Annotated in this window: 18 protein-coding genes; 13 read left to right on the plus strand and 5 right to left on the minus strand. The window is 65.9% G+C overall.

All coding sequences use genetic code 11. The features are described 5' to 3' along the window. Positions 1-1,028, plus strand: a 1,028-nt coding sequence (gene ychF / locus QZZ33_RS04850; protein WP_291378577.1) for a redox-regulated ATPase YchF, incomplete at its 5' end; no start/stop codon positions are given. Between the two features lie 25 nt (positions 1,029-1,053). On the opposite strand, the gene QZZ33_RS04855 is transcribed toward ychF, so the two are convergent. Together QZZ33_RS04855 and QZZ33_RS04860 are read right to left on the minus strand one after the other, a co-directional pair. Further along, positions 1,054-1,629, minus strand: a complete 576-nt coding sequence (locus QZZ33_RS04855; RefSeq protein WP_291378579.1) for a dihydrofolate reductase family protein — start codon at positions 1,627-1,629, stop codon at positions 1,054-1,056. Between the two features lie 58 nt (positions 1,630-1,687). Next, positions 1,688-2,170 carry a MarR family winged helix-turn-helix transcriptional regulator gene (locus tag QZZ33_RS04860; protein ID WP_291378580.1) on the minus strand — a complete coding sequence of 161 codons (483 nt, stop codon included), beginning with the start codon at positions 2,168-2,170 and terminating at the stop codon, positions 1,688-1,690. 67 nt (positions 2,171-2,237) lie between these two features. Between QZZ33_RS04860 and QZZ33_RS04865 the strand changes: the two genes are divergently transcribed. From QZZ33_RS04865 to QZZ33_RS04875, 3 genes are all read left to right on the plus strand, one after another. After that, a complete protein-coding gene (locus tag QZZ33_RS04865; protein ID WP_291378582.1) occupies positions 2,238-2,639 on the plus strand; it encodes a nuclear transport factor 2 family protein in 402 nt (133 codons plus the stop codon). 263 nt (positions 2,640-2,902) lie between these two features. Further along, on the plus strand, positions 2,903-4,366 hold the full coding sequence (locus QZZ33_RS04870) for a protein adenylyltransferase SelO (RefSeq protein WP_291378583.1): 1,464 nt from the start codon (positions 2,903-2,905) through the stop codon (positions 4,364-4,366). Between the two features lie 130 nt (positions 4,367-4,496). Next, a complete protein-coding gene (locus QZZ33_RS04875) occupies positions 4,497-4,991 on the plus strand; it encodes a hypothetical protein (RefSeq protein WP_291378585.1) in 495 nt (164 codons plus the stop codon). An 11-nt stretch (positions 4,992-5,002) separates the two neighbouring features. On the opposite strand, the gene QZZ33_RS04880 is transcribed toward QZZ33_RS04875, so the two are convergent. Next, positions 5,003-5,959: a pseudouridine synthase gene (locus QZZ33_RS04880; protein ID WP_291378587.1), complete on the minus strand. Its 957-nt coding sequence runs from the start codon at positions 5,957-5,959 to the stop codon at positions 5,003-5,005. A 128-nt stretch (positions 5,960-6,087) separates the two neighbouring features. Between QZZ33_RS04880 and QZZ33_RS04885 the strand changes: the two genes are divergently transcribed. After that, the gene (locus QZZ33_RS04885) at positions 6,088-6,480 is read left to right on the plus strand and encodes a RidA family protein (RefSeq protein ID WP_291378589.1); all 393 of its coding nucleotides are present in this window, start codon (positions 6,088-6,090) and stop codon (positions 6,478-6,480) included. A 3-nt stretch (positions 6,481-6,483) separates the two neighbouring features. On the opposite strand, the gene QZZ33_RS04890 is transcribed toward QZZ33_RS04885, so the two are convergent. Beyond that, positions 6,484-7,020, minus strand: a complete 537-nt coding sequence (locus tag QZZ33_RS04890; RefSeq protein WP_291378591.1) for a CGNR zinc finger domain-containing protein — start codon at positions 7,018-7,020, stop codon at positions 6,484-6,486. A gap of 38 nt (positions 7,021-7,058) precedes the next feature. Between QZZ33_RS04890 and QZZ33_RS04895 the strand changes: the two genes are divergently transcribed. Beyond that, positions 7,059-8,096 carry a DMT family transporter gene (locus tag QZZ33_RS04895; RefSeq protein WP_291378593.1) on the plus strand — a complete coding sequence of 346 codons (1,038 nt, stop codon included), beginning with the start codon at positions 7,059-7,061 and terminating at the stop codon, positions 8,094-8,096. A 13-nt stretch (positions 8,097-8,109) separates the two neighbouring features. Here the strand turns inward: QZZ33_RS04895 and QZZ33_RS04900 are convergent, their stop codons facing one another. Next, entirely contained in the window at positions 8,110-8,676 is a 567-nt protein-coding gene (locus QZZ33_RS04900; RefSeq protein ID WP_291378595.1) for a hypothetical protein, read from the minus strand. A gap of 50 nt (positions 8,677-8,726) precedes the next feature. Between QZZ33_RS04900 and QZZ33_RS04905 the strand changes: the two genes are divergently transcribed. The 7 genes from QZZ33_RS04905 to fdxA all read left to right on the plus strand — a co-directional run bounded on the left by QZZ33_RS04905 (position 8,727) and on the right by fdxA (position 16,578). Next, positions 8,727-9,992 (plus strand): right-handed parallel beta-helix repeat-containing protein, encoded by a 1,266-nt coding sequence (locus QZZ33_RS04905; RefSeq protein ID WP_291378597.1) that lies wholly within the window; start codon positions 8,727-8,729, stop codon positions 9,990-9,992. Between the two features lie 38 nt (positions 9,993-10,030). Next, positions 10,031-10,738: a hypothetical protein gene (locus tag QZZ33_RS04910; RefSeq protein WP_291378599.1), complete on the plus strand. Its 708-nt coding sequence runs from the start codon at positions 10,031-10,033 to the stop codon at positions 10,736-10,738. Then, a complete protein-coding gene (locus tag QZZ33_RS04915) occupies positions 10,739-11,467 on the plus strand; it encodes a class I SAM-dependent methyltransferase (protein ID WP_291378600.1) in 729 nt (242 codons plus the stop codon). A gap of 146 nt (positions 11,468-11,613) precedes the next feature. Next, the gene (gene typA / locus QZZ33_RS04920) at positions 11,614-13,515 is read left to right on the plus strand and encodes a translational GTPase TypA (RefSeq protein WP_291378601.1); all 1,902 of its coding nucleotides are present in this window, start codon (positions 11,614-11,616) and stop codon (positions 13,513-13,515) included. A 61-nt stretch (positions 13,516-13,576) separates the two neighbouring features. Beyond that, entirely contained in the window at positions 13,577-13,930 is a 354-nt protein-coding gene (locus QZZ33_RS04925) for a hypothetical protein (RefSeq protein ID WP_291378602.1), read from the plus strand. An 82-nt stretch (positions 13,931-14,012) separates the two neighbouring features. Beyond that, positions 14,013-16,187, plus strand: a complete 2,175-nt coding sequence (locus tag QZZ33_RS04930; RefSeq protein WP_291378604.1) for a VanW family protein — start codon at positions 14,013-14,015, stop codon at positions 16,185-16,187. 70 nt (positions 16,188-16,257) lie between these two features. Beyond that, on the plus strand, positions 16,258-16,578 hold the full coding sequence (fdxA, locus tag QZZ33_RS04935; RefSeq protein WP_226095079.1) for a ferredoxin: 321 nt from the start codon (positions 16,258-16,260) through the stop codon (positions 16,576-16,578). The last annotated feature ends 8 nt before the right edge of the window (positions 16,579-16,586 follow it).

Below are 16,586 nucleotides of genomic sequence, written 5' to 3' on the forward strand. Positions count from 1 at the left end.
ATGCGCTCACGCGCGCGACCGTTCTCGCGGCGAACTATCCGTTCGCCACGATCGAGCCGAACGTGGGGGTGGTGCCGCTGCCTGACCCGCGGCTGAACACTCTCGCGGGCATCTTTGGCTCGGAGCGGATTCTGCCAGCGACCGTGTCTTTCGTCGACATCGCCGGGATCGTCAAAGGGGCCTCGGAGGGCGAGGGGCTGGGCAACGCCTTCCTAGCCAACATCCGCGAGGCCGATGCGATCTGCCAGGTCACCCGCGCGTTCGCGGACCCAGACGTAATGCACGTGGACGGCAAGGTGGACGCCGCGAGCGATATCGAGACCATCAACACGGAACTGATTCTCGCGGACCTGCAGACCGTGGATAGGGCGATGGTGAGGCTCGAGAAGGAGGTCCGCGTCAAGAAGGCGGACCCCACGTTCCTCACGGCGGTACAGACCGCGAAGCAGATTCTCGAGTCCGGCACCGCCATTAGCGCGGGGGCCAAGGCGGCGGGCCTTGACCCGGCCGACGTGCGCGACCTCAACCTGCTGACCGCGAAGCCATTCATCTACGTCTTCAACACGGACGAGGCAGGGCTGGTGGACGAGGACAAGAAGGCCGCGCTGGCGGCGCAAGTGGCGCCGGCCGCGGCTATCTTCCTTGATGCCAAGTTCGAGTCAGAGCTGGTGGACCTCACCGAGGACGAGGCGCGCGAGATGCTCGAGGCGAATGGTCAGGACGAATCGGGCCTTGACCAGCTGGCGCACGTGGGCTTCGACACCCTCGGCCTGCAGACGTACCTGACCGCTGGGCCCAAGGAGTCGCGCGCGTGGACCATCCGCAAGGGCGCGACCGCCCCTGAGGCGGCTGGCGTGATCCACACGGACTTCCAGAAGGGCTTCATCAAGGCAGAGGTGGTGCACTTCGAGGACCTGGTCGAGGCCGGCTCGATGGCGGCCGCGAAGGCTGCAGGCAAGGTGCGCATCGAGGGCAAGGACTACGTGATGCACGACGGAGACGTGACGGAGTTCCGCTTCAACGTCTGAAGCCGCGCTCTGCTGATGGAGGTAGTCAGCTGACTCGGGTGAGCCGCGTCACCTCTGTGCCGTCGGTGAACTCGATCACCTGTGTCGCGGTGAACCGGCGAGGGTGGAACTCGCTTGCGAACAGGTGGATTCCGGCACCGGCGATGACGGGATAGCGCTTCAGCAGGATCTCGTCGATCTCGGGTAGGACGGAGCCTGCCAGTGTGCCTCCGCCACAGAGCCAGATGCTCTTGTCGGACGGTTGCTCTTTGAGTCGTTGCACTGTCTCCAGCGGTTCGCCGCTTTCGATGCGCGCGGGGGTGTCGGTCAGCTGGAGAGTGCGTGAAACCACGTGTTGACGCAGATGGGCGTAGGGGTTGGTCGTGGGGACGGCGAACGCGGGCTCGAAGGTGCGTCGGCCCATGACGACGGTGTCGAAGACTCGGTTCTCCCGGTGGTCGATGTTGAGCTGACGCCGAATGTGCGTGGGCAGTGTCTCTGGGTAGTGATCAACCATCCACGAGACGAGTTCGTCGGTGACCGGGAAGAAGTCGGTCTCACCGTGGGAGCCTGCGATGTAGCCGTCGAGCGTCGTGCCGACGAAGTAGACGAGTGTGCGCATGAGGGCACCTTCCTGGTTTCTGTTCGTGCGTTGCTCCCGGTCGCGGGGCCTGGCGGAGTCACTCTTCAGGGGCGGGTGCCGCGCGGCGACGGACCTGCGCAGCGCCGCCGACGGACTCAAGCAGGTGGGCGAGAGTCTCGGCAGTCGCGCGGAGACGGTCCTCGCCGACGATCCGTGCCAATTCCGCGTTCAACTCTTCGCGCGCGTGGCGGCTGTCTGCAATGAGTGCGTTGCCGTGGGGTGTGAGGCAGACGCGACGAACTCGGCTGTCTGTGTCATCCGGGCGTCGTGTGACGTAGCCGAGCTGTTCGAGCTCACGCACCTGGGTCGACGCACGCTGTTGCGTCACTCCCATCCCTTTGGCCAGTTCCGTGACCGTCGGTTGCCCGTCGATCAGATGCTGGAGCACGTAGCCATGGGAGATGCGCACCCCTGGGTGCCCGAGGGTCTTTGTCGCGTCGAGCAGATACCGATTCGCAGCCGACCCGGTGAGCCAGGCGAGGGTGGCAATGTCGATGTCTGCGGGGTCTACGGGTGCCATGCGGGCAGTCTAGCGCAAAGCACAACCCAAGTTGTACAATAATGATTGTGGAAGTAGGATGCTTCGTATGACGAACCACAGCCCCCTCGCCGTCGTGCGTGAACTCCACAGAGCACTCGAAGACAACCGGAGCGGGGAGAGCCTTCGTAGCCTCTTCCATGCGGATGCCACGGTGGTCGAGCATCCGAATGCGCTGAAGCCGAACGGCGATATCGTCGACGTGGAGCAGTTGATCGCTGCGTCGTCGGCCGGTGCGGAGATGCTGAGTTCGCAGACCTATCACGAGCTCTCTGCAATCGCCGAGGGGGACAGCGCCGCTTTGCGCGTGCGCTGGAACGGTGTGGTGGCCGCCGAAGTTGGTCCGTTCGTGTTGGGGCAGGAACTGACTGCCCACGTGGCGCAGTTCGCGACAGTCGTCGACGGACGGATCGCCCGGTTGGAGACGTACGACTGCTACACGCCGTTCTGACCGATGAGTCAGCGGGGGTGATCTCCTTCTCTTCGTCGGGCCCGAGCGCTACGAGTGCGAATGACGCGGGCCACATTGCGCCGACGTCCAGCGTATCGGCCCGGTTCTTGCCGCCCTTCTCGGCGCGCAACTCCTCCCCGCTGTGGTGGTCCTCGTCTCACTCGCTAGTGCCGGACCTGTGCCGGCGCGAGGCAATCTCCCGCACCGACGGGACCGCTCGACCGGGACTCATCGCCGCGATGTCAGGCGCGTAGTCTCGATGGATGAGTGCTTCCTCGAAACTCGCCGTCGCATTCAGCGACCGCTTCGCCCAGGATCTCCCGGAGATGGGAACGCCCTGGGAGGCGCAGGAAGTTGTCGACCCGAGCCTGCTGGCTCTCAACGAGCCCTTGGCAGACGAATTGGGCCTGGACCCAGCCGTATTGCGCAGTCCTGACGGGCTGCTCTTGATGACCGGCAACCTCGTTCCCGAGGGCGCTGCTCCGGTTGCTCAGGCTTACGCCGGGCACCAGTTCGGCCACTACTCTCCACGACTCGGCGACGGGCGCGCGTTGCTGCTGGGCGAAGTCACCGACAACGAAGGCCGTCTTCGCGACATTCATCTGAAGGGTTCTGGTAGGACACCTTTCGCGCGCGCGGGCGACGGCCAGGCCGTGGTGGGGCCGATGCTGCGCGAGTACGTCCTCAGTGAGGCGATGCACGCCTTGGGGATCCCCACCACGCGGTCCCTCGCGGTCGTGAGTACGGGGAAGACCGTGCTTCGCGAGACTCGGCTGCCAGGAGCCCTCCTGGCACGTGTGGCCAGCAGCCATCTGCGCGTCGGGACCTTTCAATATGCTCGGGCCACCGGTGACCTCGACCTGCTGCGAAGGCTCGCCGACCACGCCATCGTCCGCCACTACCCGGACGCGGCGCAGGCCGAGCACCCCTATCGGGCACTGCTTCGCGGGGTGATCGACGCTCAAGCATCGCTCGTGGCCCGGTGGATGCTCGTCGGCTTCGTCCACGGGGTGATGAACACCGACAACATGACCATCTCAGGCGAGACCATCGACTACGGGCCGTGCGCCTTCATGGAGGCCTACGACCCTGGCGCGGTCTACAGTTCCATCGATCATGCAGGGCGCTATGCCTACGGCAATCAGCCGGTGGTGGCTGAGTGGGATCTTGCCCGCTTCGCGGAGGCGCTGCTTCCGCTTCTCCACGACGATCAGGAGCAAGCAGCGGCCATCGCCACCGAGGCACTCGGCCACTTCTCACGCGAGTACAGCACCCACTGGTCAAGGGGCGCGAAGGCAAAGATCGGGCTGCGCGATGACGTCGAGGACCAGACCGCTTCGGAATTAGTGCAAGACCTGTTGGAACTGCTCCACAGGCACGAGGTCGACTACACGACGCTCTTCCGCAGCCTCAGCGCCGCCGTCTCCGGCGCGCCCGAGCCAGCGCGGGCCCTGTTCGCCGACCCAGCCGCATTCGATGCCTGGATGCGGCGCTGGACTCCGCTCCGACCAGACGCCGAATTGATGAATGAGGTCAACCCGGTCTACATCCCTCGCAACCACCTCGTCGAGGAAGCGCTCACGGCGGCGACAGCAGGAGACCTCGACCCCCTGCATCGGCTGCTCACGGCGGTGACCCACCCGTATGACGAGCGCCCTGGCCTTGAACGTTACGCCGCCGCGGCGCCTGAAGAGTTCGGCGCCTACCGCACCTTCTGCGGAACCTGACCCTGGCCCGCGCGTCGGCGCGTTACGGTGACAAGACTGAGAAGTGAGGGCGCATCGCATGGTGGCAAGAGGACTGCGTAGTGCGGCCATCGGTGCTGTTGTGCTCACAGTCGCACTTGCTGGGTGCTCCATGTTCACGGAACAGAACGTTCCCACGGAGGAGCCATCTCCCAGCCCCACAGTGCCCGCCGAACAGCCTCGTGCGACGGCAGCCACGCGGCCCACACCCGCTGAGCGCACAGACGGCTACGTTGATGTGGGCTACGGGACGAGCATTCCGGCCGGCGGCGCGGGCGACTGCACCGGATCGGCATACATCCACATTGCGAGCGTTGATTGGGAGACAATCGCTGAGCTTGCTCTTCCCGAGAACCTCGTCGACATGGGTCCTCGTCAGTTCGCCGAGGGCGAGGTCGGCTACGACGACCAGGGACGCATCGCGACGTACACGGTGGCACCTGGGGACGTCGACGGTGTGATTGGCGATCGGTTTTGCATCTACAACGGCATAGCGCTCGGGATGCTTAACGGACACAAAGGCTACGAACCAATCCAGCCGGGCGAGGTACTCGTGATCAACCCGGCGGCCGTGCCCGATTTTGAGTACCACAACCCCTACAACTGACCTCGCAGGAGTCAGGGGTCACCAGGCGCTGCATCGGTCGATGGCCCTCCATGAACGCCCGGCCACTCGAGTTCGAACTTGCTCGTGAACTCGCGCACCGCCTGGTCGATGGGGTCGACAAAGCGCAGCGAGCGGGCGACGAGTTGCAAGGGGGCGCCGAAGTCGTCAGGAGCGACGTCCACGACGCTTGGGTAGAGCGAGTCGCCCACGATCGGCAGACCCAAAGACGCCATGTGCAAGCGAAGCTGGTGGGTCTTGCCTGTGGCGGGGGTGAGTCGGTAGCGCGCGAACCGGCCTCTGACCTCGACCAACTCGACGAGCGTAGAGGCATTGGGTTGCCCGTCCACGATCTGCGCCTGGAGGCTGCCGCGGTGCTTCTCGATCCGATTCGAGATGCGTTGCGGGAACTCGAGGTCTGGATCAAAGGCGGCCACGGCGTCGTACGTCTTGTGGGCCCCACCGGACTGGAACACACCGGCATAGGCGCCGCGGTACTCCCGCCGGGTGGTGAACACCAGCACGCCAGCAGTGAGACGGTCCAGCCGGTGCGCGGGAGCAAGTTGCGGCAGGTCCAAGGCGACGCGCATCTTGACGAGCGCCGTCTCCATCACGTGAGCACCACGCGGCGTCGTGGCCAGGAAGTGCGGCTTGTCGACCGCTACGAGACGCTCATTGGCGGCGAGCACCTCGATGGGGAACGGCACAGGGGTCTCAGGAGCGAGCCGTCGGTGAAACCACACGAAGGCGTGGGGCCGGTAGGCCTCCGACTCGCTCCATGGCCGCCCCGCCTGGTCCACGAACTCGCCCGCCTCCAGCATGTCCGCGACGTGCGCTCGGGCAGGGAGGCGGTCCATCAGGAACTCGCGCATGGTCGCCCAGGGGAGTTCGCCGTGTTGGTTGGCGCCAGGCGTGCGCACCCACGCGGCGTCGAGCCCATGGCGCTGAGGCAGCGGTGAACGCGGGGGCATCACGCCACCGGTACACGTCGGCAGGAGGTCACGCCCAGCATCGTACGGACATGTACAGCGCGCGTCGGAAGCGTAGGTAGCCTTGGTGTTCCCCCGCCGTCTGCGGCGCTCATGCAAAGGAGGTCCTTGTGGACACTGAACGCCGTCTGATCAGCTCCGGTTCGCCGTTCGAGCAGTCGATTGGCTACTCGCGGGCGGTCGTCATGGGCCCGTGGGCGTGGGTCAGCGGGACCACGGGCTACGACTACGAGACGATGACCATCTCTGCGGATCCTGCCGAGCAGGCGGAGCAGGCCTTGCAGAATATCTCGAAGGCGCTCGGCGGTGTGGGGATGGGACTCGAGGACGTGGTGCGGGTGCGCTACTTGCTGCCGCGCCGCGAGGATGCGGAGGCATGCTTTCCCGTCTTTGGGCGATGGTTCAAGGGCATTCGCCCGGCGGCGACGATGGAAGTCGTGGGGCTGTTGGACGAGGCAATGCGCATCGAGATTGAAGTCACCGCTTACCGGCCGGAGCACTAGGCCCTAGTCGGCGTCGGCTTGCCGCGCGCGGTAGGCGGCCACCGCAGCACGGTTGGTGCACGTCGTGGAGCAGTACTTGCGGGAACGGTTGCGGGACAGGTCGAACACAACGCCCTCGCAATCGTCGCTCGCGCACCTGTCGAAGCGGCTCATCTCGTCCGCGCGAACAACGTCCACCATCGCCATGGCGGTCTCCACCAAGATGCGTTCGGCCAAGGGGCGGTCGTCCGTGGTCGCGTGAATGTGCCAGTCGACATCGCCGTGGCGCACCAATTGGGGGACTGCGACCTGCTGCTGGAGGATCGCGTTCACCAGCGGCACCGCACCGTCCCGTGTGGCAGTGAACATCACGTGGAGTTGGTGGCGAATTGATCTGACCGGCTGGAGGTCACGCGAGGTGGGGCGACTGCCGGTGTATTCGAACTCATCGAAGAACGCCTCAAGCTCCTCGAGAGTGGTGAGGGTGTCCGGTTCGAGCTCCGAGTTGGCGAGCCGAACGGCGGCTTCAAGAGCCTCCGCCGTGTCACTCGCAAAAACCATGTTGACACATTACCACCGTGGCCATAGTGTCATGTGTCATGACCGCTTTGACCAATGACGCGCCGCCGTCTGCCCTCGCCGGGGGGTTGGGCCTGGCCCTGGCGTCGGCGGCCTCATTTGGGCTTTCTGGGAGCCTCGCAAGGGGCCTCATGGATGCAGGCTGGACCGCGGGAGCGGCCACGCTGGCCCGCGTCGTGATCGCGAGCACCATGCTGTTGCTCCCCGGCATTCTCGCGATGCGGGGCCGGTGGGGCGCGCTGCGGACGGCGTGGCGCACCGTGGTGGCCTACGGAGTCTTCGCGGTCGCTGGCGCACAGCTTTTCTACTTCTTGGCGGTCGGCCACCTCGACGTCGGCATCGCGTTGCTCATCGAGTACACCGCGCCCATCGCGGTGGTGTTGTACCTGTGGGTGCGGCGCGGTCACAAGCCGGGCCCGCTCACGGTGGTGGGCGCCGTCATCGCCGTTTTTGGAATGGTGCTGCTCCTCAACGTGGTTGGCGGTGGCACCGTCAGCCTCGCGGGCGTCGGCTGGGCTTTGGGGGCAATGGTGGGGGCCTCCGTCTACTTCGTTTTGTCGTCCGACACCTCGACTGGCCTGCCCCCGATCGCTCTTGCCACCGGCGGGCTGCTGGTCGCCACCGTCGTGCTGGGGCTCGCCGCGGCGTTGGGCGTCCTGCCTGTCGTGTTCAGCTCTGACACGGTGCGCCTGGTGCCGTTTGACGCCCCATGGTGGTCGGTCGTGCTGGTACTAGGCGCGGTGTCTGCGGCCCTCGCGTACGTTACGGGCATCGCGGGAACCCGCATCCTTGGCGCGAGACTCGCCTCCTTTGTGGCACTCATGGAGGTGGTTGCCGCCGCGGGCTTCGCGTGGCTGCTGCTGGCTCAGTCGCCGCTCCCCATTCAGTGGCTGGGTGCGGGATTGGTGCTCGCAGGCGTCGTGGTGGTCAAGTTGGGCGAGACCGCCCCGATCATCGACGGCGCGGTCCCCGCGATCATCGCCCCGCCAGCGCCAGCGCCCAAGCGCCGCGTCTTGAGCAAGGAACGACGCGCCAAGGTGCCTGTCGACGGCCAGTAGGCGCGCGTCGTCGTCAACCGACAAGCGCGAAGACCAACGCGGCAACCGCTCCCAGCACCAGCGCAAGCCCTCCCGGATCCGGCCTGCGGTTGATCGATGGACCCGCGGGGTCCGGCTCGGCGTCGTGAGCGTCCGTCCACGCCATCCACGCCTCATAAAGCCGACTGCCGGTGGAGTCCGGTAGGCGCTCGCGTTCATCGAGGCGCGCGCGCTCCGCAGCGTCGTTTCCAAAGACACCGGTGCGCGCTCCGCGGGACGCAGGCGCGGCGAAGGCCCCGGCCTTCTTGCCGTCGTCGCCCAGAATCTCGAGCGACCAACGCATGCTGACCTCCCGAATCCGCGCGAACGGCGCCGACGCGGTGTGAAGGATGTTCCTGAAGACAACGCCTTCTTGGGTCACGATCACGGCGGGCCTGAGGTAGACAGCAAGCCCTACGAGGGCGACGCACACACCGAGGCCGACGCCCACACGAGCCCCCGACAAGCCGGAAGCGACGATGTCAGAGACGGCGAAGATGCCGCCGAGACCGACGCAGAGCCAACCCCAGACCAGCGAGCCGCGTGCACGATAGACGTCCATCCCGTCATCGTCGCACAGCAGTGGAGCGGGGCCTCCCTAGACTGGTGGCCATGAAACGAGTCGCTGCGATGATGCTGGCGGCGCTCGCCGTCGTGCCGCTGGCGGGATGCAGCGCGCGGGAGCCGGGAACCCTCACCGTTCCAGGCGACGCCTCGAGCATCCAGCAGGCGGTCGACAAGGCCGTCCCAGGGGATCTGATCCTTGTTGAGCCCGGCACCTACAACGAGGAAGTCGAGATTGACGTCGACGACATCACTATTCGAGGGATGGACCGCAACGGCGTGGTTCTCGATGGCTCAGACACGTTGCGCAATGGCTTCAAGGTGACGTCAGACGGCGTGTCGATCGAGAACCTCACGGTGCACTCCTACCGTCTGAACGGCGTGATCTTCACAGGCTCGGGAGCGGTGGGCCATTTCGAAGAGGAGTATCGCGACGCCCCCCAAGTCAGCGACGACGGCACGGTGCCCCATCTGGAGCGCTTCCGTGTGGCACATGTGACCACGTACAACAACGGGCTGTACGGCATCTACGCCTTCCAGTCGCGCAACGGCGTGGTGGTCGACTCCTACGCCTCCGGCCACCCTGACTCGGGCCTATATGTGGGTCAGTGCGACCCGTGCAACACGGTGGTCGATGGCGTCACAATGGAGAACAACGCGATCGGCTACTACGGCACCAACGCCTCCGGGGATGTGTACGTGGTGCGCTCGACGTTCAGAGGCAACCGCATCGGCATCACCCCCAACTCCCAGCTCCAGGAACTCCTGTCCCCGCAGCGAGAGACGTACGTGGTGGGCAACCTGGTGCTCGACAACGACAACCCCAATACCCCGCCGGTGGCTCGCGGTTTCTACGGTGCTGGCATCGCGGTCGGCGGGGGAGTCAGCAACTACATCGCACGCAACTACGTGGCGGGACACGACGTCTACGGCATCGGCGTGGTCACGCTCAACCCCTTCGAGGCGGAAGGCAACACCATCGTCGGCAACGTGCTGACCGACAACCGCTACGACTTGGTCTACGGGCCCTCATCGCAAGTGGTCACCTCCCACGGCAATTGCTTCGCGGAAAACACGTTCACCACCGCCATCCCCGAAGACATTGAGCAGGCGCTGCCGTGCGATGGCAATGAACACGAGGTGACAGCGGTCGATCTGAAGTACCCCAGGGCTCCTGCCGGCAGCGACTACAGGGACATGGCCGCACCCCCGGCACAACCAGGAATGCCAGGTGACCTCGCGGCGCGCCCAGGGCCGCTGCCAGCACAACCTCAGTACCCCGATCTGGACGCCATCGGCGTGCCGACGCCGTGACCCGGACCCTTCGTCTCGCCGGCACCAAGGCGCTTGCCATGGCGACGCTGACGGTGCTCGCGCTCGCGGCGTGTTCCTCACCCTCGGGACCGCGAGGCGTGACAAGCGAAGAGGCCGACCGTTTGTCGGAGGTGTTCTTCACCAATTTCGACAACGAGGGTGCGCACTTTGTGCTCAACGCCGCCCCCACGCCTGGCACCGCCATGGTGATCGAGGGTGAGGTGGACTTTGTCGAAGCACAGGGCTATGCGGTGGTGTCCGCCACAGGTTCCGACGCACCGGTGCACGGCGTGATCTTCTCGGAGGCCGTCGTGCTGGAGAACATGCCGCAACTCGTGGATCTGGCCGCGACGGCGGGGCAGCAGCCGTTCACGTGGGTGGCACGGCCATTCGACTCCACTGCGTACCAACTCGACTCTTTGCTTGGCGTGCTGTTGGGGTTGTCGGTTCAGCAAAGGGAGAACCCCCTTTTGCTCGAGCAGGCGGGAGTCCAGTGGTTGCGCGAGGACGCCGTCAACGGCGTCGCTGTCGACGTCTTCGAGTTCAGCCCCCAGGTGCGTCTCTGGGTTGAAACGGGCGGCACGAGGCTGCTGCGTTTCGAGGGCAACAGCTCGACGCTCGATCGGCCCATCGTGATCGACCTCAGCGAGCCGGGGCCCGTCACGCTACCCCTGGTTGAGGAGGCCGACGTGGTGCAAGTGGCCGACGTGCAGGATCTCTATGACGCGGTGAGATCAGGTGCCTGAATGACGCACGACGGCACGAGGTTTGGTGAGGCCGCGCAGGCATACGGCGAGGGCCGCCCTGGTTATCCCGCCGCCGCCGTCACGTGGATGCTCGGCAACCAGCCACTCACCGTGCTGGACCTGGGCGCAGGCACTGGCAAACTCACTGTTCAGGTCGCCGCTCAGGGCCACCACGTGGTGGCCGTTGATCCAGACGCGAGCATGCTCGCCGCTTTGAACGAGGCGCTCCCCGACATCGACGCGCGCGTGGGCACGGCAGAGGAGATCCCGCTCCCCGACGCCAGCGTGGATGCAGTGGTGGTAGGCCAGGCGTGGCACTGGGTGGACGTGCCAGCCGCGTCGCGTGAGGTGGCGCGCGTGCTGCGCCCCGGCGGCACGCTCGGACTCGTGTGGAACATCAGAGATGAGTCGGTTCCGTGGGTGGCGGAGCTCACGGAGGCCATTCACGCCTCCGAGGCGGAGAGGCACATCGCCGACGGCGGCCCCAGCGTCGCGGCTCCCCTCGGATCGCTCGAGGCGCGCCAGTTTGCGTGGACGGCGCCTCGCACGCGCGACGCCTTGGTCGCGATGGTGCACTCGCGCAGTTACTACATCGCGGCCGACGCCGAGGGCCGGGCGGCTGTCGACGATCAGGTCGATGGCGTTCTTTCGCGGGTTGTTGCGCTCCAGAATGAGGGCACCGTCGACTTGCCTTATGTCACGCACGCGTACCGGTGCGGGGCCCGGTAGCGCCCGGGCGCCGCGGCCGAAGCCAGCGGTAACGCCGTCCCATTGCCAGCGTCGGCTGGGCTCGGTCGCGGCCTACGAGTGGGAAGACGGGTAGAATGGGGAGGCTCCCTTCTGAGCCCCACCCCTCATCGATGAAAGAAGTCCCTATGTCCGTGCGCTCCGACCTGCGCAACGTCGCCATCGTCGCCCACGTCGACCATGGCAAGACCACTCTTGTCGATGCGATGCTGCGTCAGGGTGGCGCATACGGCGAGCACGCGCACGTCGAAGATCGCGCGATGGACTCCGGCGACCTTGAACGCGAAAAGGGCATCACGATCCTGGCCAAGAACACGGCCATTCGCTACACCGGTGTATCCGCCGGCCCAGAGGGCGTCACCATCAACGTCATCGACACTCCTGGCCACGCCGACTTCGGCGGCGAGGTGGAGCGCGGACTGTCCATGGTCGACGGCGTCGTGCTGTTGGTTGATGCGTCAGAGGGTCCCCTGCCGCAGACCCGCTTTGTGCTGCGCAAGGCGCTCGCGGCGCACTTGCCAGTCATCATCGTCGTCAACAAGGTCGACCGGCCCGACTCCCGCATCGTCGAGGTGGTCAATGAGACTCATGACCTGCTGCTGTCGCTCGCGTCCGACCTTCACGACGACGTGCCCGATCTGGACATCGACGCGCTCCTCGAGGTCCCCGTGGTGTACGCGTCTGCCAAGGCAGGCATCGCGTCCCTGACGCAGCCCGCCGACGGCACTATGCCCGACGGCGACAACCTCTTGCCGCTCTTCGAGACCATCATGGAACGGGTGCCCGCGCCCACGTACGAGGAAGGCGCGCCCCTGCAGGCGCACGTCACCAACCTTGACGCGTCGCCGTTCCTCGGTCGGCTCGCCTTGCTGCGCGTGTTCAATGGCGAGATTCGCAAGGGCCAGATGGTCGCGTGGGCGCGTGCAGACGGCACCATGAAGACGGTGAAGATCACCGAACTACTGGAAACCAAGGGCCTCGAGCGCGTCCCTGCCGAATCCGCAGGGCCTGGCTCCATCGTCGCCGTCGCAGGCATCGAAGACATCACCATCGGCGAGACCCTCACCGACGTGGATGACCCGCGGCCGCTTCCCCTCATCACCGTGGACGACCCCGCCATCTCCATGACAATCGGCATCAACACCTCGCCCTTGGCCGGTCGTGGGAAGGGTCACAAGGTCACCGCCCGCCAGGTGAAGGATCGGCTCGACAAGGAGCTGATTGGCAACGTCTCGATTCGCGTCTTGCCCACCGAACGCCCCGACTCCTGGGAGGTTCAGGGCCGCGGCGAGCTTGCGCTCGCCATTCTGGTGGAGCAAATGCGACGCGAGGGCTTCGAGCTCACGGTGGGCAAGCCTCAGGTGGTCACCCGAGTGGTCGACGGCAAGATCCACGAGCCCATGGAGCACATGACGATCGACGTCCCAGAGGAACACCTCGGCGCGATTACCCAACTGCTGGCCTCCCGCAGGGGGCGCATGGAGTCGATGGCAAACCACGGAACAGGCTGGGTGCGCATGGAGTTCATCGTCCCGGCACGAGGGCTCATCGGCTTCCGTTCCACGTTCCTCACGGATACTCGCGGCACCGGCATCGCCTCATCGATCTCCCATGGCTACGAGCCGTGGACCGGCGCCATCGAGTACCGCTCTTCCGGGTCGCTGGTGGCTGACCGCATGGGCGTGGTGACGACGAACGCCCTCACCTATCTCGACTCGCGCGGCACCTTCTTCGTTGGTCCTACGGAGGACGTCTACGAGGGCATGGTGGTGGGGGAGAATGCCCGGTCGGAGGATATGGACGTCAACATCACCAAAGAGAAGAAGCTCGACAACATCCGCTCGTCGACCAGCGAGAAGTTGGAGAGTCTGAGCCCTCCCCGCCGCCTGACCCTCGAGGAGTCGCTTGAGTTCGCTGGCGACGACGAATGCGTGGAAGTCACGCCTGAGAAGGTGCGCATTCGCAAGGTGATCTTGGATCAGACGGAGCGCGGCCGCGCCGCCTCGCGGGCCAAGCGACAAAACGCGTAGCCGCTCTCGCGCGCGGCGCGGACGAAAAGCGTCGGCCTCGTCGTCGCCTATCCTAATGAGCATGCTGGTGAGGGTCGTATCCGTGGCCGCGCTCGCCCTCTTGGGGGTAGTCGCGGCCACTGTCGGCGTGGGCTCGCACCGCTCGATGGGCTACGGCGGTGTGATCATCGGCATCCTCATGGTCGCCCTGGTGGGAGTTTTCGCCAAGGCGTGGCAGGCGTGGAGTGGCTTTCTCGCCTACGCCATTGCGTGGGGTGTGATGGCGTGGGTGTACTCCTCGACAGGACCTGGGGACTCGACGCTGGTGGCTGACGACGTGCGTGGCGCGTTGTGGCTCCGCGGAGGAACCGTCGCGATAGCCATCGTTGCTGCCGTGCCAAGAAGCGTCTACGTGGGCCGAGATGTCGCGACGTAAGCGGCTCATCCTCGCTCGGGATGTCGCGTCCCTCAACAGGCGCCGTCGCCGACACGGTCACAGGAGCGTTGTCGCGCGCTACGTGACGCAGCCCCGCACGGGTACCCGCGTGGTGCCGACCCGCCGCAGCATGCCGATGCCGCCGATGCCCTTCGTGGCCGCCGCGCCAGAGCGTTCCGCTCTCGAAGAGTTGCGGCTCGACGACATCATTCGACCGCTCGACGATCCGGGGCCAGCTCCAGGGCCACGCAGCGGTCCCCTTGTGACGGTTCCCGTTCCGGCCGAGCTGCTCGCGAAGCCCAAGCCTGAGCCTGAGCCTGCGCCGGAGCCGGAGCCTGAGCCTGAGCCTGAGCCTGAGCCTGAGCCTGAGCCTGAGCCGGAGCCGGAGCCGGAGCCGGAGCCGGAGCCGGAGCCGGAGCCGGAGCCGGAGCCGGAGCCTGAACCGGAGCCGGAGCCTGAACCGGAGCCGGAGCCTGAACCGGAGCCGGAGCCGGAGCCGGAGCCTGAACCCGAGCCTGAGCCTGAGCCTGAGCCTGAGCCGGAGCCTGAGCCGGAGCCTGAGCCGGAGCCTGAGCCCGAGCCATCCACCGCTCCCAAGCGGCACCGTGCCCTCGCGCTGCTTGGCGTCATGGTGGCGGTGCTCCTTGCGGCATACGTGGGCGCGCAGGCGTGGGCTACCCAGTCGGTGCCGTCAGGGGTCACGGTGTTGGACGTCGAATTGGGTGGGCTCTCACACGACGAAGCCAGGGAGGCGCTCGCCGCCAAAGCGAACGAGGTCAACGGGTCTTCCGTGCGCCTGGACGTCGCGGGGATTGCCACGGAGTTCCTCCCCGCCGATGCGGGCCTGCGCATGGACGCGGCGGCGACTCACGACAGGGTCATGGGCTTCACGCTGGACCCCAGACGCCTGCTGGCGCACGTCAACGGAGGGGGCGAGGTCGACCCCGTGGTGCGCGTGGAGCAAGACGAACTCGCCAGCGCGGTCGCGGAGGCCGCCGACTTCCTCGACAGACGCGAGCAATCCGCGCAGGTCACGCTCGAAGGCGCTCAGGTCATCGTCACTGGTGGCACGCCTTCGATAGAAATCGACAGAGAGTCCACGGTGGGCCTCGTTGTCGATGCGTGGCCGGCGACTGCGATCATCGAGCCTGCTGCGCAGGTGGTGTACCCCGAGATTCCTGAAGCCGTAGCCCTGGCGTTCCAGGAAGAGGTCAACGAACAGATGCTCTCTGAGCCGGTGACACTGGTGGGGCCGAACGGCTACATCGAACTTGAACCGGAGCGGTGGGCGCAGTTCGCTCAGGTCGAGACGGACGGCGGCGAACTGAGCCTTGTGGTTGATGGGGAGGCTCTCGCCGCGGATCTGCTGGCCGAGACGCCGGCGCTCAACAACAAGGCGCGCGGCGCGAGCGCGCGGTTCGACGCGGCGCATCAAGTGGTGGTCGAGCGGAGTCAGCCTGGGCGGGCGATCGACACAGCAAAGTTGGGCGAGCGAGTAGTCCATGCCGCTGGTTTGGCGACCCACACGTCGGCGATTCCCTATGAGATCACCTCGGCCGCGCCGGAGGGCGAAGAGTTGCCGGTGGAGGACTTCAAGCAGGTGGTGGCCTCGTTTGACACTCCGCTGACGCGGGACAGGATCCGCACCCGCAACCTGGCCCGAGGCGCAGAGATGGTGACCGGCACCGTGCTCTTGCCAGGGGAGGAGTTCAACCTGTGGGACACACTCAGCCCGATTACCGCCGAAAACGGCTACTACACGTCGGGCATCCTGGTCGAGGGAATCCATACCGAGGGCGTGGGCGGGGGTCTGTCGCAAATGGCGACCACGTCCTACAACGCGGCGTACTTCGCGGGTTACGAGATACTCCAGTTCCGCCCGCACTCCCGTTGGTTTGACCGCTACCCCGCAGGGCGCGAGTCCACGATCTTCGCCGGCTCGATCAACGTGCGCTTCCGCAACGACACCCCATACGCCGCCATTCTCAACTCCTACGTCAAGGACAACCGCATTTACGTGGAGATATGGTCCACCCCCCACTACCGGGTTGAGACATCGAGCAGCGGCAAGTTCAACGTGGTACCCGCGGGTTCGCGCACGGTCAATGACCCGCGGTGCGTGGAGTCGCCACGTGGCCAAAATGGCTTCACGATCACGAACACGCGCACGGTGTACTACCTTGATGGCACGGTGGCCAAGCCGGCAGATCCGTTCACATGGAGATACGTCCCGGACCACGCGGTCATCTGCGGCTGACCGTCGTCAACCCGCTTCGGCCCGGCGATATGATGGGCCTCACCCCGCAAGCTTCAGGAAGGAACCCCTCGTGACGTACGTCATCGCCTTGCCGTGTGTAGACCTCAAGGACAAGGCCTGCATCGACGAGTGTCCTGTCGACTGCATTTACGAGGGCGAGCGGATGCTCTACATCCACCCCGACGAGTGCGTCGACTGCGGAGCGTGCGAGCCGGTATGCCCCGTCGAGGCGATCTACTACGAGGACGACGTTCCTGACAAGTGGTCCGACTACTACGGAGCCAACGTCGAGTTCTTCTCAGAGATCGGTTCGCCAGGCGGTGCCGCGAAGATGGGCCAGATCGCCCACGACCACGACCTCATCAAGGCACTCCCTCCCCAGAACGTGTGAGCCCCGCT

The organism is Demequina sp., assembly GCF_016278775.1.
Classification (GTDB): domain Bacteria; phylum Actinomycetota; class Actinomycetes; order Actinomycetales; family Demequinaceae; genus Demequina.